19 protein-coding genes and 1 riboswitch are annotated in these 19,030 nt (G+C 76.3%); of the genes, 10 read left to right on the top strand and 9 right to left on the bottom strand.

Annotation, left to right across the window (positions count from 1 at the left end):
• Positions 1–2: 2 nt before the first annotated feature.
• The 7 genes from PO879_RS08170 to PO879_RS08140 are packed head-to-tail and all read left to right on the top strand — an operon-like array spanning position 3 to position 6,008.
• A complete protein-coding gene (locus PO879_RS08170) occupies positions 3–1,199 on the top strand; it encodes a DUF3866 family protein (protein WP_278237409.1) in 1,197 nt (398 codons plus the stop codon).
• Positions 1,196–1,912, top strand: a complete 717-nt coding sequence (locus PO879_RS08165; protein WP_278237408.1) for a DUF4129 domain-containing protein — start codon at positions 1,196–1,198, stop codon at positions 1,910–1,912. The genes PO879_RS08170 and PO879_RS08165 overlap by 4 nt, the downstream gene beginning before the upstream one ends.
• Entirely contained in the window at positions 1,909–2,391 is a 483-nt protein-coding gene (locus PO879_RS08160) for a hypothetical protein (protein ID WP_278237407.1), read from the top strand. Before PO879_RS08165 ends, PO879_RS08160 begins: the two co-directional genes overlap by 4 nt.
• A complete protein-coding gene (locus tag PO879_RS08155; protein ID WP_278237406.1) occupies positions 2,388–3,374 on the top strand; it encodes a MoxR family ATPase in 987 nt (328 codons plus the stop codon). Before PO879_RS08160 ends, PO879_RS08155 begins: the two co-directional genes overlap by 4 nt.
• Positions 3,371–4,768 (top strand): DUF58 domain-containing protein, encoded by a 1,398-nt coding sequence (locus PO879_RS08150; protein ID WP_278237405.1) that lies wholly within the window; start codon positions 3,371–3,373, stop codon positions 4,766–4,768. Before PO879_RS08155 ends, PO879_RS08150 begins: the two co-directional genes overlap by 4 nt.
• The gene (locus PO879_RS08145; protein WP_278237404.1) at positions 4,765–5,331 is read left to right on the top strand and encodes a hypothetical protein; all 567 of its coding nucleotides are present in this window, start codon (positions 4,765–4,767) and stop codon (positions 5,329–5,331) included. Before PO879_RS08150 ends, PO879_RS08145 begins: the two co-directional genes overlap by 4 nt.
• Positions 5,328–6,008 carry a GNAT family N-acetyltransferase gene (locus PO879_RS08140; protein ID WP_278237403.1) on the top strand — a complete coding sequence of 227 codons (681 nt, stop codon included), beginning with the start codon at positions 5,328–5,330 and terminating at the stop codon, positions 6,006–6,008. The genes PO879_RS08145 and PO879_RS08140 overlap by 4 nt, the downstream gene beginning before the upstream one ends.
• A gap of 67 nt (positions 6,009–6,075) precedes the next feature.
• Here PO879_RS08140 and PO879_RS08135 read toward each other — a convergent pair whose 3' ends face one another.
• The 3 genes from PO879_RS08135 to PO879_RS08125 are packed head-to-tail and all read right to left on the bottom strand — an operon-like array spanning position 6,076 to position 8,634.
• Complete coding sequence (locus PO879_RS08135; RefSeq protein ID WP_278237402.1) at positions 6,076–6,726, bottom strand: hypothetical protein; 651 nt, start codon at positions 6,724–6,726, stop codon at positions 6,076–6,078.
• 4 nt (positions 6,727–6,730) lie between these two features.
• Positions 6,731–8,002 (bottom strand): MFS transporter, encoded by a 1,272-nt coding sequence (locus PO879_RS08130; RefSeq protein WP_278237401.1) that lies wholly within the window; start codon positions 8,000–8,002, stop codon positions 6,731–6,733.
• Positions 7,999–8,634 carry a helix-turn-helix domain-containing protein gene (locus PO879_RS08125; protein WP_278237400.1) on the bottom strand — a complete coding sequence of 212 codons (636 nt, stop codon included), beginning with the start codon at positions 8,632–8,634 and terminating at the stop codon, positions 7,999–8,001. Before PO879_RS08125 ends, PO879_RS08130 begins: the two co-directional genes overlap by 4 nt.
• Before the next feature lie 50 nt (positions 8,635–8,684).
• Here PO879_RS08125 and PO879_RS08120 point away from each other — a divergent pair, with 50 nt between their 5' ends.
• Positions 8,685–9,350 carry a YigZ family protein gene (locus PO879_RS08120; RefSeq protein WP_278237399.1) on the top strand — a complete coding sequence of 222 codons (666 nt, stop codon included), beginning with the start codon at positions 8,685–8,687 and terminating at the stop codon, positions 9,348–9,350.
• A gap of 22 nt (positions 9,351–9,372) precedes the next feature.
• On the opposite strand, the gene PO879_RS08115 is transcribed toward PO879_RS08120, so the two are convergent.
• From PO879_RS08115 to PO879_RS08105, 3 genes are read right to left on the bottom strand one after another with little or no spacing between them, the layout of a single operon-like run.
• Positions 9,373–10,782, bottom strand: coding sequence for a UTP--glucose-1-phosphate uridylyltransferase (locus tag PO879_RS08115; protein WP_278237398.1), 1,410 nt, complete (start codon positions 10,780–10,782; stop codon positions 9,373–9,375).
• Between the two features lie 54 nt (positions 10,783–10,836).
• A complete protein-coding gene (locus PO879_RS08110; protein ID WP_278237397.1) occupies positions 10,837–11,457 on the bottom strand; it encodes an L-threonylcarbamoyladenylate synthase in 621 nt (206 codons plus the stop codon).
• 9 nt (positions 11,458–11,466) lie between these two features.
• Entirely contained in the window at positions 11,467–12,462 is a 996-nt protein-coding gene (locus PO879_RS08105) for a pyridoxal-phosphate dependent enzyme (RefSeq protein ID WP_278237396.1), read from the bottom strand.
• Between the two features lie 94 nt (positions 12,463–12,556).
• Here PO879_RS08105 and PO879_RS08100 point away from each other — a divergent pair, with 94 nt between their 5' ends.
• Positions 12,557–13,570, top strand: coding sequence for a LysR family transcriptional regulator (locus tag PO879_RS08100; protein ID WP_278237395.1), 1,014 nt, complete (start codon positions 12,557–12,559; stop codon positions 13,568–13,570).
• A gap of 13 nt (positions 13,571–13,583) precedes the next feature.
• Here the strand turns inward: PO879_RS08100 and PO879_RS08095 are convergent, their stop codons facing one another.
• Entirely contained in the window at positions 13,584–15,410 is a 1,827-nt protein-coding gene (locus PO879_RS08095; RefSeq protein WP_278237394.1) for an ABC transporter ATP-binding protein, read from the bottom strand.
• Positions 15,407–17,269, bottom strand: coding sequence for an ABC transporter ATP-binding protein (locus PO879_RS08090; protein WP_278237393.1), 1,863 nt, complete (start codon positions 17,267–17,269; stop codon positions 15,407–15,409). The genes PO879_RS08095 and PO879_RS08090 overlap by 4 nt, the downstream gene beginning before the upstream one ends.
• A gap of 71 nt (positions 17,270–17,340) precedes the next feature.
• Between PO879_RS08090 and PO879_RS08085 the strand changes: the two genes are divergently transcribed.
• Positions 17,341–17,973, top strand: coding sequence for a class I SAM-dependent methyltransferase (locus PO879_RS08085; RefSeq protein WP_278237392.1), 633 nt, complete (start codon positions 17,341–17,343; stop codon positions 17,971–17,973).
• A 2-nt stretch (positions 17,974–17,975) separates the two neighbouring features.
• On the opposite strand, the gene thiD is transcribed toward PO879_RS08085, so the two are convergent.
• Complete coding sequence (thiD, locus tag PO879_RS08080; RefSeq protein ID WP_278237391.1) at positions 17,976–18,908, bottom strand: bifunctional hydroxymethylpyrimidine kinase/phosphomethylpyrimidine kinase; 933 nt, start codon at positions 18,906–18,908, stop codon at positions 17,976–17,978.
• Positions 18,900–18,995: riboswitch (TPP riboswitch) on the bottom strand. It overlaps the preceding gene by 9 nt.
• Between the last annotated feature and the right edge of the window lie 35 nt (positions 18,996–19,030).

The raw sequence follows: 19,030 nt of genomic DNA, 5'->3' as shown, positions 1-19,030 counted from the left end.
GGGTGACGACAGGGCCGACGCAGCACCGAACCGCCGCCGACCACGTGACCTGGCGCACCGGCGCCGTGACCGCCACCGGCCGGTCGTGGCACGGCGCCACCGAGCTGCGGGTGCGGCTGGACGCCCCGCTGCCCGCCGCACCGGACGGCACGGACCGGCCGACCGAGGTGCGGGCGCTGGCCTACACCGCGCTGGTCGGGACGCCCGCCGTCGGCGACCGCGTCGCGCTGAACGTCTCCGCCCTCGCCCGCGGCCTGGGCACCGGCGGCTACGCCCTGGTGGTCGCCCCCGCGGATCCGGCGGCGCTGCCGCCCGACCCCGCCCGCGGCCCCGGCCACCTGGTCAAGGCCCGCTACACCCCGCTGCAGGCCCTCGTCCTCGGCGTCGACGAGCAGGAGTCGCCCCACCACGACGCGCTGCGCGAGGCCGACGACCTGCACGGCATGCCCGTCGTCGTCGCCGACCTGCACTCGGCCCTGCCCGCGATCGTCGCCGGTGCCCGGCACGCCGCCGCGCAGGCCGGCCGGCCCGCCCCCCGCGTCGCCTACGTCATGACCGACGGCGGCGCCCTGCCGGCCGCGTTCTCCCGCGCCGTGGCCGCGCTGCGCGACGCCGACTGGCTCACCGCCACCATCACCGTCGGGCAGGCGTTCGGCGGTGACCACGAGGCCGTCACGGTGCACACCGGGCTGCTCGCCGCCCGCCACGTCGTCGACGCCGACCTCGCCGTCGTCGCCCAGGGACCCGGCAACCTCGGCACCGGCACCCGTTGGGGGTTCTCCGGCGTCGCCGCCGGCGACGCCGTCAACGCCGCCGCCACGCTCGGCGGACGCCCCGTCGCCTCCCTGCGCGTCTCCGGCGCCGACCCGCGCGACCGGCACCTGGGCGTGTCCCACCACTCCCTGACCGCCTACGGACGCGTCGCCCTCGCCCCCGCCGACGTCGTCGTGCCCCACCCCGACGACGCCCTGCAGGACAGACCCGCCTGGGGCGCCGACCTCACCCGCCGCATCCACGACCAGGCCGCCGGACTCGCCGACCGGCACCGCCTCAGCGACGTCCCCGTCGGCACCGACCTGCTCGAGACCCTCGAGCACACCCCCGCGCGCCTGTCCACCATGGGCCGCGGGCTGCACGACGACCCGGCCGCCTTCGTCGCCGTCGCCGCCGCCGGCCGGCACGCCCAGCAGACCGCATGACCCGCCGCTCCCCCGGCACCCGGCCGCTGCTGCTGACGGCGCTCGCCGCCGCGACGCTGCTCGGTGCCGCCGCGGCCACCCCCTGGCACCTCGAGATGCCCGCCTTCGTCGCCGGCTTCGGCGACATGGACCTGCCCGAGGGCCCCACCCCCAGCGTCAGCGCCAGCCCCGCCGCCGACGACCCCCTGCCCGAGGACCCCGGCGACTCGGTGCTCACCGTCCTGCTCCTGCTCGGCGCCGCCGTCGTCGTCCTCCTGCTCGCCCTGGTCGCCCGGCGGGTGCTGACCCTGCTGCGCGACACCCCGCCCGCCCCCGAAGAACCCGACCGGCCCGACGCCGGCACCGCCCTCGCCGGCACCGAGGCCCCCTCCGTACCGCTGCCCGACCTCGACGACGCCGTCACCCGCGCCCTCGGCCGCCTCGAGGCCGCCCGCACCCCCCACGACGCCGTCATCGCCGCCTGGGTCGCCCTCGAGGACGCCGCCGCCGAGCAGGGCGCCCCCCGCGACCCCGCCCAGACCCCCACCGAGTACACCGCGGACCTCCTGGCCCGCACCCCCGCACCCGCCGCCGACGTCACCACCCTGCGCCGCCTCTACCAGCAGGCACGCTTCGCCGACCACCCCACCACCGACGCCCAGGTCGCCGACGCCCGCACCGCCCTGACCCGCATCGCCCGGCACCTGCCCCGGACCACGGGCCCCACGCCATGACCCGCCGTCTGCTGCCCGGTGCCCTGGCCCTGACCACCGCCCTCCTGCTCACCCTCAGCGGCACCGTCGACCCCGTCCACGCCCTCCTGCTGCCCGCCGGCCTCCTCGCCCTCTGGCACGCCTGGACCTCCCTCGACGACGGCGACCACGCCGAGTGGCCCCAGCCCCCCACCGAGGAACGCCACGGCGCCCGCCGCGACCTCTCCGACCTCGGCTGGGCGGCCTTCACCCGCGACGGCCGCGTCTCACCCCGCGTCACCCGGCGCGTCCGGGCGCTCGCGGCCCGACGCCTCGCCGCCCACGGCGTCGACCTCACCGACCCCGACCAGCGCCCCGACGCCGCCCGGCTCCTCGGCGCGGACACCCTCGCCGGGCTCACCTCCGACGCCCCGCCCACCGCCCGCACCCTGCACCAGTGGCTCGACGCCCTCGACCGCCTCACCACCGACGCCCCGCCACCCGGAAGGCCCACCCGATGACCGACACCGCCCCCGCAGCCCTGCCCGTCCCCGACGTCGCCGCCCACGCACGCGCCGTCCTCGACGAGATCGGCACCGCCGTCGTCGGCATGCGCGAGGCCCTCGAGCTGGCGCTCGCGGCGGTGCTGGCCGGCGGCCACGTGCTGTTCGAGGACGTGCCCGGGCTCGGCAAGACCCTGGCGGCCCGCTCTCTCGCCACGGCGCTCGGCCTCGACTTCGCGCGGCTGCAGTGCACCCCCGACCTGCTGCCCAGCGACGTCACCGGCTCCAGCGTCTTCGACCCCGCCGACCGCGAGTTCGTGTTCCGGCCCGGCCCGGTCTTCACGGGCCTGTTCCTCGCCGACGAGATCAACCGCACGGCGCCCAAGACGCAGTCGGCGCTGCTCGAGGCGATGGCGGAACGCCAGGTCTCGGTCGAGGGCGTCACCCGCCCGCTGCCGGCGCCGTTCCACGTGGTCGCGACGTCCAACCCGGTCGAGTACGAGGGCACCTACCCGCTGCCCGAGGCCCAGCTCGACCGCTTCATGGTGCGCCTCGCCGTCGGCTACCCCGGGGCCGCGCAGGAGCGCGACGTCCTGCTGCGTCGCGTGGCGCGCCGTCAGGAGGCGGCCGAGGTCCGTCGCGTGGTGGACGCCGACCTGGTGCGGGCGATGCAGGCCGGCGTCGAGGCCGTGGCGGTCGACGACGACGTCGTCGACTACTGCGTGGCCCTGACGGCGGCGACCCGCGCCCACCCGGCCCTGGAGGTCGGCGCCTCCCCGCGCGGGTCGCAGAACCTGCTGCTCATGGCGCGCGCCGTGGCCGTGCTGGACGGTCGTGACTTCGCGCTGCCCGAGGACGTCAAGCGCGTCGCGGTGCCCGTCCTGGCGCACCGGCTCACGCTGACCCCGACCGCCTGGGCCGCCGCCACCCGGCCCGAGGACGTGGTGCACGAGCTGCTCGCGTCCGTGCCGGGCCCGGCGACCGTCGGGGCGACCCGGTGACGTACGGCACGAGCGTCCGGGACCGTGCGCGCGACCGCGGCCTGCGCGCCGCGGAGGACCCCGTCTGGCGCCGGACCCCGACCGCCGTGCTGAGCACCGTCTCCGGCGTCGTCGTGCTCGTCGTCGGACTGCTGGCGGGGCGGGCGGACGTCGGCGTCCTCGGCCTGCCCCTCCTGCTGACCGGCGTCTGGACCGGCCGGCCCGGGGCGCTCGGCGGAGCCTCCCCGCAGGCGCCCACCCGCGCGTCGTTGTCCTCCGAGGACGGCCCCACGGCACCCGGCGAGCTGTCGGGCACCCTCACCCTCGACCCGCCGCCCGGTGCCGAGCTCGTCGTGCTCCGGGCGGCCGCGCCGGGCCACGAGCCGAGCGACCTGGTCGTCGCGGCGGACCACCGCGAGCTCGCGGTGCGGTCGGCGACCGTGCGCACCGGGCCGCAGCCCACGTTCGTCGTGGACCTGCGCGGCTACGGCGCCGCGGGCACGACGGCGGAGGACCCGGTCCGTGCCGTCGGCCCGACCCGGCTCGTGCTGCCCACCGCCGTCCCCCTCGGCCGGGTCCCGCTGCCGCCACGGATGCGGGGGCTGACCGGACCCCACACCTCCCGGCGTCTCGGCGACGGGGAAGAGCTGCGCGACGTGCACCTGTTCACCCCGGGCGACCGGCTGCGACGGATCGACTGGCGCACCACCGCGCGGCGCTCGCCGGAGCTGGACGAGCTCTACGTGCGGCGCACCTACGCCACCGCCGAGGCCACCACGATGCTCGTCGTCGACTCCCGGGACGACGTCGGGCCGGACCTGCGGACCTGGCGCGGCCAGGGCGAGCAGCGGGTGGACGAGTCCACGTCGCTGGACCTCGCCCGGCACGCCGCGGCGTCGGTCGCCCACGCCGTCGTCGACGCCGGGGACCGGGTGGGGCTGCAGGACCTGGGCCGCCGCCGCCGTCCGCTCCCGCCCGCAGCCGGTCGCCGCCACCTGCGCCGGATCCTGCACGGGCTGGCGATGAGCAGCCCGTGGGGCAGCCCGACGCGGCGTCTGCGTCCGCCGCAGCTGCCGGCGGACGCCGTCGTGTTCGTGTTCTCCACGGTGCTGGACGACGAGCCGGTCGACCTGGCACGGACCTGGCGCGAGCAGGGGCACCGGGTCGTCGTCGTCGACACCCTTCCGGCGGTCCGCCCGGTCGTCGAGCCGCACATGCGGATCGCCTGGCGCGTGACCTCGATGGAGCGTGCGGACCGGTTGCGCCGGCTCGAGGCCGAGGGGACGCCGGTCGTGCCGTGGCGCGCCTCGGAGCGGGCGGGCGCCGCGGCTCGTCTCGAGGCGCTGGTCAAGGCCTCGGAACGTCACCACAGCGCCCACGTGCGACGCGCCCCGGTGGCGGGAGGTGCCCGATGACGCTGCGGGCCGAGGTGCAGGACTGGCGCCACCGGCGTCACGACCGGCCGCTGCCGTCGGTCCGTGTGGAGCACGGGCCCACCGTGGCGGGCGCCTGGTTGCGCGTGGCCGCCGGGGTGGTCGCCACCGCGCTGGTGCTGCTGGCGGCGAGCCGTACCCCGCTGCTGCTCGACCTCACCCTCGTCGGTGCGGGGGTGCTCGGGGCCTGGTCGGTGGCCCGGCCCGGGCGGGTGCCGGCGCACGTGACCGTCGTGACGTCGGCGCTGGTCCTGCTCGGCGCACGATCGGCACCGTTCGACCCGGCCGTGCTCTGGCTGGTGCCCGTGGCGCTGCTGACCGTGCGGCTGGGCTGGTGGGCCGAGCACGTCGGCTGGAGCGCACGGGTCGAGCTCGCGGCACTGCGGCGCACGGCAGGCCGGGACCTGTCGATCGTCGCCGTGTCGCTGGTGGCGGCGGCCGGTGCCTGGGCCGCCTCGGGCTGGGCGGTCGGTGGTCTGGTGGTCCTCGGGGCCGTCGCCGTCGTCGTGCTGGCGTGGTGGGCTCTGCCACGATGGGCGTCGTGACCAGCATCGAGATCCGTCCCTACCGCCCCTCCGACCGCTCCGCGCTGGCGGAGGTGTGCGTGCGGACGGCAGCCGGCGGGGGCGACGCCCGCGGGGTGTACTCCGACGACTCGCTGATGCCCGACGTCTACGCGCTCCCCTACGTCGAGCACGCACCCGACCTCGCGTTCGTCGTCGTCGACCACGACGCCGTCGCGCCGGGACCCGACCCGCTCGCCGTGGACGACGGACGGCTCATCGGCTACATCGTCGCCGCGCCGGACACCGCGGCGTTCGTCGCGTGGTGGCAGCGCGCGTGGACCCCGGGGTTCCTGGCCCGGCACCCCGCTCCCGGGCCCGCGACGACGGCGACCCCGGCGTACACCGAGGAGTCCCTCGTCCATGACGGCGCCGACCCCGGACGGATGGTGCGCGGTCTGGACCCGGACGAGCTCCGTACCCACCCGGCGCACCTGCACATCGACCTCGTCCCCGAGGCGCAGGGCCACGGGCTGGGCCGTCGACTCGTGCAGACGTTGTGCGACGCCCTCGCGGGTCGCGGCATCCCGGGGGTCCATCTCAGCTACGACCCGGCCAACACCGGCGCCCGCGCCTTCTACGACCGGCTGGGGTTCGTCGAGCTGCCGTCCTCGGCCGACCACCTCCCGCTGCTGGGGATCTCGACCGCCCGGGGCTGACCCCGGCTCGTCCAGGCAGGTCTGCCCGGTGCTGCCGTGCGTGGGCGCTGTTTCCGTGCTTGGCACACTATTTTTCCTGGAGAACCACACCGGGATCGGTGACGCCGGCCTCGACCCAGGCGCGCCGCACCTGCTCGAACCGGGTGGGCAGCGGAGGCCGGGTGGCCCCCTGGCGGGCGTTTGACCGCAGGACGAAGCGCCGCCAGGAGAGCACGAGGCCCTGTCGCGTGATGGGCAGACCGCTCGAGACCGTGGTGCCGTTGTCGTGCGTGTGGTGGACGGTGAGCAGCAGCGCCCGCGGCACCGACCCCTCGAGCTCGGCCGCCAGCTCGGTGCGCACCACGGACCAGTGCCGCAGCACGACGACGACGTCCCCCGGCACACGGTGCCGACGCGGCGTGCGGTGCTTGCCGTGCCGCACCAGGACCCTCCCCTCCCCCGTCGCTCGTGCGCCGGAGACACGGCCCCGCCCGGCCAGCTCGTCCGGGCCGAGGTCCAGGTCCTCCGCCCGGACGCGGAGCAGGTCGCCGTACCGCGCCCCGGTGCTGCGGGTCAGGCTGGCGACGACGGCCAGCCGCACGGTCTCGGGCTTGGCCTCCGGGCGCAACGCCTCGACCGCGAGCTCGCGCCAGACCCGCTCGGCCTCCTCCAGCGAGACCGGCGGGCGCGGGTAGCGGCCGGCGTGCGGGGCCGTCGTGGGGGTCTCGTCGGGTGCCATGCGCTCATTCTCCTGCTTGGCACACTTTTTTCTCGTCATGTGCCACGGCGTGTCCTCGACCGGCGCGGGGCCACCGGACCAGGGCCAGGGCACCGAGCGCCAGCACGGCACCGGCCGTCGCGAGACCCGTACCCCGGGAGGTCGCCGACACGAGCACCCCGAGCCCCACGGCGGCCGCCGCTCCCCCGGCCTGCAGCACCAGGGAGTTCACCGACAGCGCCGTGGCGCGCTCCCGGGACGAGACGGCACGGTGCGCGAGGTCGTCGAGCAACGGTCCGGCGATCCCGAGCAGCAGGTAGAGGGCCAGGAACCCGGTCACGGCCGCGCCGACCGTGGGCAGCCCGACGACACCCAGCGCGAGGGCTGCCAGCAGCGTCGACACCGCTGCCGCGCGCGACCCGGAACGAGCCACGCGTGCCGCACGGGCCGCCAGCGCCGACCCGACCGCCGAGGCGCAGAACCCGAGCGTCACCAGCACGGCGTACGGCGCGGCCGCGCGCTGCTCCCCGCCGGTCGCGTCGGCCACGGCGCCCGGCGCGAGCAGCTCGACCCCCGCCAGGGCGACGCCCGTGGCCCCCATGACCAGCGCGACACGGCGCAGCGGCGCCCGGGTGGCCGCCGTCGTGACGCCCCGGGCCACGGTGACCGGCACGTCCCGCAGGACGTCGCGCACCGACCCACGGACCGGGCGGGCGCCCTCGGTCACCCAGCGGCGCACCAGGACGAGGTGCACCACCCCGACGACGGCCGCGACGACGAAGGGCGCCGGCAGCGAGACGGCGGCGACGCCGCCCGCCAGCAGCGCTCCCGCACCCAGCCCGAGGGACTCCGCGGTGGCGGTGCGCCCCAGGGCGGGGCGCAGGTCGGTCCCGGCGTCGAGCGCCTGCACGTGGTCGACGTACCAGGCCTGCAGCGGGCCGGAGTCGAGCGCCCGCGCAGCACCGAGGAGGACCATGGCCGCGCCCAGCACCGGCAGGGACGTGCCCACGGCCAGCAGGACCGCGGCGAGGACGGACAGCGCCGACGCGACGGTCAGCACGGGTCGGCGCCCCACGACGTCGGCGACGCCGCCCGTCGGGAGCTCCAGGGCCACCGTCACCGCGCTGTGCAGCGCCACCAGCAGCCCGACCGCCGCCAGGTCCAGGCCGCGCTGCTGCAGGAGCAGCACCGTCACGGGCAGGGTCAGCCCCGTGGGGAACCAGCGCAGGAAGGACAGGGCCACGAGGCGACGACGGAGCGTGTCCGCGTCGAGGGTGGCCGGGACCCGGACGCTCACCGGTCCGACCGGCCCCCGGGAGCTCCCGGGTAGCCGTAGGCGAAGAACCGGACCGCCCGCGCCCCGGCCGGGCGCGCCGACGCGTCGGCGGCACGGTGCTCGTAGGGCGCGAACAGGTCGTACAGGCCCTGCGTCACGTGCTCGAGCTCGTCGGCCGTCAGCCACGCCACGACGTCGGTGGACAGCGCCGCACGGCGCCACTCCTCGGGCTCGGCGGACCGTCGGCGCCAGAACCGACGCCACGCGTCGAAGCGGAACGCGTCCACCGCCTCGTCGAGGGCGGCACGGGCGGCCTCGCCGGCCGGACCGGCGTCGTCCCAGGTGATGCCCTCCTCCCGGGCGCTCCAGGGGCGCTCCCGGCCGTGGCCGCCGCCGGCCGGGAAGACGTGACCGTACTTCGCGAGCTGTCGCAGGTGGTACGAGCAGTTCGCCGGGGTCTCCCCCAGCCGCTCCGCGCACTGCGTGGCCGTCAGGGGGCCTTCGGCGAGCAGGTCGAGCAGGGCGAACCGGACCGGGTGCGCCAGCGCGCGCAGCTCGCGGGGGTCGGAGACGGTGCGCACCGGGAACGGCGGGGTGGGCGGCCCGTCACGCCGCACGGGTCCGGACCCTGCCGGGACGGTGTCGTCTGCCATGCGATGAAAGTACTCTTTCGAAAGACTTGTTGCAATAGTAGGATGGCGTCGTGTCGTCACCCCTGCCCCGCACCCTGGCCACCGCCGTCGACCACGAGCTGGTCGTCAAGAAGTCACGGTTCCTGGCCCACCTCGCCCCCGCGACGACGGAGGCGGCGGCGGACGCCGTCGTCGCGGCCGTGCGCAAGCAGCACTGGGACGCGCGCCACCACTGCGTGGCGATGGTCCGCGGCACGCACGCCGACGCGCAGCGCTCCTCCGACGACGGCGAGCCCTCCGGCACCGCGGGCGTGCCGATGCTGGAGGTGCTGCGCCAGCAGCACCTCACCGACGTGGTCGCCGTCGTGACGCGCTACTTCGGCGGCGTCCTGCTCGGCGCGGGCGGCCTCGTGCGGGCCTACTCCGCGGCGGTCGCCGGCGCGCTCGAGGAGGCCGCCTCCCGGCACGTGATCCTCGAACGCCGCGCGGTGCGCGAGGTCTGGGTGGACGCCCCGCACGCCGACGCGGGCCGCGTCGACCACTCGCTGCGCGACTGGAGCGCGGCGCACGGTGCCGTCGTCGGCGACCCCGAGTACGCCGAGGTCGCCCGGCTGAGACTGCTGGTCCCGCCCACCGAGCTCGACCGGCTCGACGCCGACCTCGCCGCCGCCACCGCCGGGCGGCTGGCCGCGCAGGTCGGCGCCGAGCGGATCGTGGACGTGCCGCCGGCGGACTGAGGCGCCCGCGGGCGGCGACCCGTCAGGCCCGGACGCCCTCCGCGTCGACGGTCGCGCCGTCGGGGACCGCGCCGGCTCCGCCCTCGGGCTCGTCGAGCACGGCGTCGCCGACGACCGTGACGTCCGCGCCGAAGGTCCAGTCGCCGGCCACGGCCAGCCCCTCGGCCCCCCGCAGCGACGGCGGACCGGCGGCGAAGCGCTCGTCGAACGCGCCGATCGTCTTGTAGGTCTTCGACAGCTGCACCAGCGGCGCCGGCGCGGTGGCCCGCAGCCGGAAGTCGTCGGTCAGCTCGTACACGTCCGAGCGCAGCAGCAGCAGGTCGTTCGTCGTCTTCACCGGCAGGAACCGCTCACGGCCCACCTCGAGCGCCGTGGCCCCGTCGAACACCGCGACGGCCGCCCCCATCGCGGACTCGATCTGGACCACCTCGGGCGAGTCGCCGTCGGTCGGGTCGACCGTCTTGGAGTTGCGGATCAGGGGCAGCTCCAGCACTCCCCCCGTCCGGTCGAGCTCGGCCGCCAGCGCCTCCAGGTCGAACCACAGGTTGTTCGTGTGGAAGTACCGGTGCCGGGTCGGGTCCAGGGAGACGTCCATGTCGTCGGGATGCGTCTGCGCGGTCTCGCGCTGGATGATCCGCCCGTCCGCCTTGCGCACCACGAGCTGGCCGCCCTTGACGTCGGCCGGCGTCTTCAGGCACATCTCGGCCGCGTAGGGGGCGCCGCTGCGGGCGAACCACGCCGCGATCTCGCCGTCCGGCGTCGCGCCGAGGTTGTCGGAGTTCGAGACCGACGCGTAGCGGAAGCCCGCCTCAAGCAGGGCGTGCACGACCCCGCCGGCGTGCAGCGCCGGGTACAGGTCGCCGTGACCGGGCGGGCACCACTCGAGGGTGGGGGCGGCGGGCCACTCGACGGGCTCGAGCGTGTCGGCACGCAGCTTCGGCTCTCGGTTCTGCAGGAAGTCCAGCGGCAGCCCGTCGACGGCCAGGTCGCCGTAGGGAGCGAGCGCCGCCAGCGTGTCGTTCTGGGTGCGGAAGGAGTTCATCAGCACCAGCGGCAGCCGGGCCCCGGTCGACCTCCGGGCGGCGCGCACCTGGCCGACGATGACGTCGAGGAAGCTCAGCGACTCCCCCGCCTCGTCGCGCCGGACCTCGAGCAACGACTTGGCCTTGTCCATCCCCATCGAGGTGCCGAGGCCCCCGTTGAGCTTGATGATCGCGGTCCGGCCGAGCGCCTCGGCAGCCTCCTCGTCCGGGACGTCGAGGTCGGCGTGCCGCGTCAGCCCGGTCAGCGGTTCGACGTCGTCCTCCCGGACGAGCCCCGTCGCCCCCTCCTCCAGCAACCGGTAGAACCGGGTGAAGGTGTCGATCGCCGCGGTCGCCACGCCCGCGGCGCGCATCTTGTCCTGTGCCAGCTCGAGTCCACGATCGCTCATGCCTGGCACCCTAGCCGCCGCGGGTGTCCCGCGCGTGAACGGCCCGCGGCGCGGTCACAGGAACGGGTCGGGGTCCCCCGCGCCCTCGCGCACGACCTCCGGCGTCGGGCCGGAGAAGTCCACGACCGTCGTCGGCGCGGCCGTCACCACGCCGGACTCGACCACCAGGTCCACGTCGTTGTCCAGCTCCTCGGCGACCTGCCAGCCCTCGGTCATCGCCACGTCCTGGTCCGGCAGGATCAGCGTCGAGCTGAGCAGCGGATCGCCCAGCTCGCGCAGGATCGCCTGGACCAGGCGCGAGTCCGGGATCCGCACCCCGACCGTCTTCTTCTTCGGGTGGGCCAGCCGCCGGGGCACCTCCGCCGTGGCCGGCAGGACGAACGTGTACGGCCCCGGGGTGGCCGCCTTGATCGCGCGGAACTCGGCGTTGTCCAGCCGGACCAGCTGGCCCATCTGCGCGAAGTCGGCGCACACGAGCGTGAAGTGGTGCTTGGCGTCGAGCCGACGGATCCGCCGGATCCTCTCGGCGCCGTCGTGCTGGCCGACCCGGCAGCCGAGCGCGTAGCCCGAATCGGTCGGGTAGGCGACCAGGGCACCGGAGTCGAGGGCGTCCACGACCTGCCGGACCAGCCGCGGCTGCGGGTCCACGGGATGGATGTCGACGATGCGCGCCATGCCGCCAGGCTACGCCGCGGAACCGGCCGCGTCGCACGTCAACGCGCGCCGCAGCTCCTCCTCGCGGGCGTTGCCGCCGCTGCACACGACCGCCACGCGGCGCCCGGCGAAGCGCTCCGGGTGCGACATGACGGCCGCGAGCGCCGCGGCGCCGGCACCCTCGGCGACGGTCCGTGCCGCGGTGAGGTAGGCGTGCTGGGCGCGGGTGATGGCGTCGTCGTCCACGAGCAGGAAGTCGCGCAGGCGGTCGCGCAGCACCTGCTGGGTCAGGGCGAACCCGCGGCCGACGGCGAGCCCCTCGGCGCGGGTGCGGCTGGGCCGGGTGCGCAGCGCGCCGGCGCGCCAGGAGTCGTGCGCGGCGGGCGCGGCGGCGGACTGCACGCCGACGACCTCGACGTTGGGTGCGAGCGCGGCCGTGACCAGGCACGCGGCGGCCGCGCCGGAGCCGCCGCCGACGGGGACCACGAGGGTGTCCAGGTGCGGTTCCTGCTCCAGCAGCTCCAAGGTGGCGGTGGCGACTCCCGCGACGAGCTCGGGCTCGTCCCCGGCGCTGACCAGCCGGGCGCCGCGGCGCCGGGCGATCTCGTGGGCGTGGGTGGCGGCCTCGGCGAGGTCCGTGCCGTGCAGGACGACCTCGGCGCCGTGGTCGCGGACGGCTCGTTCCTTGACCGGGTTGGGGTGCCGCGGCATGACGATCGTGCACGGCAGGTCGGCGCGGGCGGCCGCGTAGGCCAGGGCCTGCGCGTGGTTGCCGGTGGAGTAGGCCACGATCCCGCGGGAGACGCCGCGGCCGCGCTGGACGAGGTGGAGGGCGCCGCGCACCTTGAAGGCGCCGGTGTGCTGGAGGTTCTCGTGCTTGACCACGACGGCGGCCCCGACGGCGCCCCGGGCGTGCACCAGCCGGTCGAGCGCGGGGTAGGCGCGGGCCGGGGTCCGCACGACGAGCCCGTCGAGGCGGTCGCGGGCGGCGGTGACGTCGTCGACGGTCGGGGGTGCTGATGCCATGGATCCATGCTGCGGCGGGGTCTTTCATCGGTCCAATGCCGGTCTTCGCGCACTTGGATCGCATCCGTCTATCAATGGCTCGTAGGCTGGAGGAATGACGGACGTCCCTCCTCCCCCGGCACAGCTCGACCTGACGCGGCTGCGGGTGCTGGCGGCCGTGGCGCGCACCGGGTCGGTGACGGCGGCCGCCCGCGACCTGCACTACGCGCAGCCCTCGGTCAGCCACCACCTGGCCCGCCTCGAGGCGGAGGCCGGCCTGCCGCTGCTGGAGCGCGTGGGCCGCGGTGTCCGGCTGACCGAGGCCGGCCAGCTGCTGGCCGACCGGGCCGAGGAGATCATCGCCCGGGTCGAGGGGGCGCAGCGCGAGCTGGACGCCCTGGCCGGGCTGCGGGCGGGCCGGGCGCGGCTGGCCGCCTTCCCCTCGGCGCTCGCCACGCTCGTGCCCGAGGCGGTGCACCGGCTGCGTGCGGCCCACCCCGCGCTGGGGGTCAGTCTTGTCGAGGCCGAGCCACCGGAGGCCATCGCGGCGCTGCGCGCGGGCGAGGTGGACGTGGCGCTGGTGTTCGACCACGTCGACGTCTCCGACCCGCGCGCGGTGCGCGACCCGTCGCCGTTCACCGCCACCGCCGTGCTCGACGACGAGGTGCACCTGGTCACGTGCCCGGACCGGCCCGCGGGAGCCTCCGGGGGCCCCGAGACCCCCGACGCTCCGGAGGCTGCAGGGACGCCCGAGCCGCCCGAGGCCTCCCTCGGGGCCGGGTCGACACCGGTGCTGCGCCGGTACGCCGACGCCGCCTGGATCGCGGGCTGCGAGCGGTGCCGTGCCGACCTGGTGGCCCGCTGCGCGGTGGCGGGGTACGCCCCGCGCATCGCCTTCGAGACCGACGACTACGTCGCGGTCCAGGCGCTGGTCGCGGCCGGTGCCGGCGTCAGCCTGCTGCCCGGTCTGGCGCTGCGGGCGCACCGCCACCCCGACGTGGCCACGTCGGTGCTGCCCGGCGCACGCCGGGCCGTGCGGGCGCTGACCGTGGGCGAGCCCTCGCCCCCCGTGCGGGCGCTGGTGGACCAGCTCGTCGCGATCGGCGCCGCCGACGCCGCGCCGGTCTGAGACGGGCCGGGGCTCAGGCCACCGAGTCCTGCCACGCGCGCTGCATCGCGGCGTACCGCCCGCCCGCAGCCACCAGTTCGTCCGGGGAGCCGTCCTCCAGGACGCGCCCGTGCTCGAGCACCAGGACACGGTCGGCGATGTCGACCGTCGACAGGCGGTGGGCGATGATGATCGCGGTGCGGTCCGCCAGCAGCGTCTGCAGACCGTGCTGCACCAGCCGCTCGCCCGGGACGTCCAGCGAGCTCGTCGCCTCGTCGAGCACGAGCACGGCCGGGTCGGCGAGGAAGGCCCGGGCGAAGCTCAGGAGCTGGCGCTGGCCCGCCGAGACCCGGCCGCCGCGCTTGTTGACGTCCGTGTCGTAGCCCTCGGGCAGGCTCTGGACGAACTCGTGCACGCCGACCGCGCGCGCGGCCGCCTCGATCTCCTCGTCGGTGGCGTCCGGGCGGCCCAGCGCGATGTTCTCCCGCACCGACCCGCTGAACAGGTACGCCTCCTGGGTCACCATCACCACCGCGCTCCGCAGGTCCTCGCCGGAGACGTCGCGCACGTCGACCCCGTCCAGCAGCACCCGCCCGGCGCTGGCGTCGTAGAACCGGGTGACCAGCTTGGCCAGCGTGGACTTGCCCGCCCCGGTCGAGCCGACCAGGGCGACGGTCTGGCCGGCCGGGATGGTCAGGTCCAGCTCGGGCAGCACCACCGGGCCGTCGCCGTAGCCGAAGGTGACCTCGTCGAGGCGGACCTCGCCGCGGGGCGCGGGCAGCGGCGTGGGGTCCTCCGGCTCGACGACGGTCGGTTCCTCGGCGAGCAGCCCCGAGACCTTCTCCAGCGCGGCGACGGCCGACTGCAGGGCGTTGTAGAACATCCCGAGCTGCTGGATCGGCTGGAAGAACCGCTTGACGTACAGCAGGACGGCCACCAGGGCCCCGACCTCGAGGGTCCCGTCCACGACCCGCCAGCCGCCGTAGGCCAGCGTCGCGGTGACGGTCAGGTTGCCGATGAGCACCAGTCCGGGCTGGTAGCGGCCGTTGACCCCGAAGATGCGCAGGTTCGCGTCCCGGTACTGCTCGCCGAGGCGGCCGTACTCGGCGTCGTCGGTGGCCTCACGGCGGAACGCCTGGACGGCGCGCATGCCGGTCATGGTCTCGACGAACTTCACGATCAGGCGCGCCGAGGCGGTGCGCTGCTCGCGGTAGGAGACCTGCGAGCTCCGCTGGAACCACCGGGTGAGCCACCACGCGGGCAGCAGGGCGACCAGCAGCACGAGCCCGGAGCGCCAGTCGACGTAGAACAGCGCCCCGGCGGTGAAGACCATGAGCATCAGCGACGACACGACGCCGGTCAGACCGCCGTCGAACAGCTCGCGCAGCGCCTCCAGGTCCGAGGTCTGACGGCTGATCACCCGCCCGGAGGTGTAGGACTCGTGGAACTCCAGGGACAGTCGCTGGGTGTGCCGGAAGACGCGACGCCGCAGCTCGAGCAGGACGCTCTGGGCCACCCGGGCGGCGGCGCGCACGTAGGCGCCGGCGCACAGGCCGCCGAGGACGGCCGCGAGCACGTACGCGCTGCCGACGGCGACGAGCCGGCCCGGGTCCCCGTCGCGCAGGGCGGGCAACGCGGTGTCGATCGCGGCCTGGACGAGCAGCGGTCCGGCCACCTGGGCGGCCGTGCTGACCACGACCAGGGCGCCGGCCACGGCGAGCGCGCCGGCCCGGGGACGCAGCAGCCGGCCGAGCAGGGCCAGGGAGCGGCGGCGCACGGCGTGCGAGGTGCCGCGGTCCAGGTCGGTGGCGTCGTCGGCGCGCGCGTCGGTGGGGCGCAGCCGTGCGGCCGGCGTGCTCATCGGACCTCCTCGGTGACGTCGGCGTCGTGCTCGTGGGCCGCCCAGTCCTCCTCCAGAGAGGCGACGACGTAGCGGTAGTGGGCGTCGCGGGCCAACAGCTCGCGGTGGGTGCCGACGGCGGTGACGCGCCCGTCGGCCAGCACGGCGACCCGGTCGGCCAGCGCCACCGTGGAGGGCCGGTGGGCGATGACCAGGCTGGTCGTGCCGGCCAGGACCTCGCGCAGCCCGCGCGTGACGGCCTCCTCGGTGCTCACGTCGAGGGCGGACAGCGGGTCGTCGAGCACGAGGACGCGGGGCCGCGCGGCGATGGCGCGCGCCAGGGCGAGGCGCTGGCGCTGCCCGCCGGACAGGGACAGCCCCTCCTCGCCGATGCGCGTGTCGACACCGTGGGGCAGGTCGTGGACGAACTCTGCCCGGGCGACCTCGAGCGCGTCGGCGAGCAGGCGGTCGCGCTCGGTGGCGGGCAGCGTGTCGTCGACGCCGAGCAGGACGTTCTCGCGCACCGTGGTGGAGAACAGCGTCGGGTCCTCGAAGGCGACGGCGACCGCGCGGCGCAGGTCGTGGCGGCGCAGGTCGCGCACGTCGACGCCGTCGAGGCGGACGGAGCCGCCGGTGACGTCGTGGATGCGGGGCAGCAGCATCGCCAGGGTCGACTTGCCCGAGCCGGTCAGGCCGACCAGGGCGGTGGTGGTCCCGGTGGGCAGGTCGAGGTCGACCCCGTCCAGGACGGGCGGCTCGTCGTCCTCGTAGCGGAACACCACGTCGCGCAGCGTCACGTCGCCACGAACCGTGCCGAGCTCGCGCGGCTCGGCCGGGTCGGTCAGCGGGTTGGGCGTCTCGACGACCTCGAAGAAGCGGTCGACGGCGGTGCGGGCGTTCAGGGTCATCGACAACGTCATGCCGAGGTCGACCACGGGGCCGTTGATGACGGCGGCGGTGAGGAAGAACGCGGCCAGCGCCCCGACGCTGATCTGCCCGTCGGCGGTCAGCCAGACGCCCAGGACGAGGCACACCGCGAGCGTCAGCTCGGGGATGAGCTGCAGGGCGGTGGTGACGGTGGCCTGGTTGCCGGCCTTGCGGATCTCGGTGCGTCGCAGCCGTTCGGCCTGGCCGGTGAACGAGGCCAGGGCGTCCCCGCCGCGGCCGAAGGCCTTGAGCACGCGGATGCCGTGCACGGACTCCTCGACGGTGGTGGCCAGGTCCCCGGACTGGTCCTGGGACAGCCGGGCGATGACACGGTAGCGGCGCGAGAACCGGTACGCGACGACCGTGACGGGCACGGCGCCGGCGAGGTAGACGAGCCCCAGCCACCCCGCGGTCGAGACGAGCACGCCGACGCCGACGACGATGGTGATGGTGCTGACCACGAGCTGCAGCAGCCCGAAGACGAGCCAGCGGCGCAGCAGGCCGAGGTCGGTCATCGAGCGGCTCAGCAGCTGGCCGCCGGCCCAGCGGTCGTGGAAGGAGGCGGGCAGCTGCAGCAGGTGGCGGAACAAGGTGGTGCGCAGCGCCGCCTCGACGCGGGTGCCCGGGTACATCACGAGGTTGCGGCGCAGCAGGATCAGCCCGGCCTCCAGCAGGCCGAGGGCGAGCACGGCCAGGGTGGGCCACACCAGCGCGCCGACGTCGCCGGCCGCCGCGCCGGAGGCCAGCGGCCCCTCGACCAGCTCCTGGAGGACGCGCGGGATCGCCAGCGCCGCCAGGCTGGCGCCCAGCGCGGCGACCAGCCCGGCCACCAGGCGGGGCAGGGCGGGCCGCACGTACGGCAGCAGCCGTCGCAGCGAGGCCGGCGTGCTCAGGTGCGAGCCGGCGGGGGCCGGCGTTCCGTCGGGTCGGTCGGGGGGCGCGGAGGAGGGCATCGAAACGATTCTCGCACCGGGCACCGACATCGTTGCCCCGGGCATGACCTCCGTCCGCCTAGGCTGGGGCCGTGGTCCGCTTCGACGACGAGCACTGGGACACGTACAACGCCGCCCAGGAGGGACGGACGCCCCGTCGTCTGTGCCGGCGCCTGCTCGACCGTGCCGGCCCGGGCGGCGGTCGCCGCGCCCTGGACCTGGGAGCCGGCGCCGGCGTCGAGACCGCCGCCCTGCTGCACCACGGCTGGCGCGTCCTCGCGATCGACCCCGCCCCGTCGACCGTGGAGCGGGTGACCGCCACGGTCGCGCCCGCGCACCGCCCCGCCCTGACTGTGCGCCGCCAGGGCGTCGCCGACGCGCTGCCCCTGCCCCCGCTCGACCTGGTGCACGCCGCGTTCACGCTGCCGTTCGTGCCGCCCGCGGACTTCCCCGCCGTGTGGGACGGGCTGCGCAGCGCCCTGCGTCCGGGCGGCTGGTGCGGCGTCACGCTGTTCGGCCCTCGCGACGCCTGGGCCGCCGACCCGGCCCTGGCCGGGCGGCTGTCCTTCCACGCCCGCGACGAGCTCGACGACCTGTGCTCCGGCTGGGACGTGGTCGAGGTCGTCGAGCAGGAGACCGACGGTGCCTCGTTCGGCGGACCGAAGCACTGGCACACCCTGGAGGTCGTGGCACGCAGTACCCCCGACGACACCGGGCCGCGCTGAGGTCAGCCGGGCACGCCCGCCCGGGCCCCCGCGTGCTGCCACCCGCCCCCGACCGGCGCCGTGCCGCCGTCCCGGACCGCGGTGCGCACGGCGGCGAGGTGGTCCACCGGTCCGCGGCCCTGCCCGACGCCGAGGTCGGACCCGCCCGCCAGCGCCGCCGTGAGCCAGGCCTTCGTGCCCACCAGGGCCCGGTACCAGTCGCCCTCGCGCACGAAGCGCGTGGCCAGCCCGGCCGACAGCGAGCAGCCGGTGCCGTGGGTGTGCGGCGTGTCGACCCGGCGGCCCTCGACCTCGCGCACCGTGCCCTCCGGGCCGACCAGCGCGTCCGGGACGCGGTCCCCGGGCAGGTGCCCGCCCTTGACGACCACGTGCAGCCGAGCGCGAGCGGCCAGCCGCGCGCCCTGGTCGACGGCGGCCGGCCAGTCCCGGGCCGGTGGCTCGCCGAGGAGGACTGCCAGCTCGGGCAGGTTGGGCGTGACGACGTCGCAGCGGGACAGCAGGCCGCGGACGGCCGTCTCCCCGGCCGCGTCCAGCAGCCGGTCACCCGAGGTCGCGATCATCACCGGGTCGAGGACCACGGGCACGGTGGCCGGGATCCGCCGCAGCCAGGCGTCGAGCACCGCGGCCACCTCGGCGGTGGCCAGCATGCCGATCTTCACGGCGTCGATCGCCACGTCGTCCGACAGCGCCTGGAGCTGCGCGTCCAGGAACTCCGGCGGCGGGACGTGGACGTCGCGCACACCGCAGGTGTTCTGCGCGGTCAGCGCCGTCAGCGCGGCCATGCCGTAGCCGTCGGCGGCGGCGATCGACTTTAGGTCCGCCTGGACGCCGGCACCGCCCGACGGGTCCGAGCCCGCCACCGCCAGCACGCGGGGCGGGGCACCCGGGCCCCTCGGCGGCGCGGTCGGCGGCAGGGCGGCGGCATGGGTCGTCATCGGCGACATCCCTTCGTCAGTGCGAGCTGCGTCAGGTTCGACGGGTGTGATCTCAGCGCCCTGGCGGGCGCACCCCGTGTCGAGTCCCCCACCGTAGCGTGCCGACCGGCGCCGCGGCCCGC

The organism is Isoptericola sp. AK164, assembly GCF_029643425.1.
Lineage (GTDB): Bacteria > Actinomycetota > Actinomycetes > Actinomycetales > Cellulomonadaceae > Isoptericola > Isoptericola haloaureus.
Note: the sequence above shows the minus strand (reverse complement) of the source record. Positions and strands in the feature narration are given on the sequence as shown.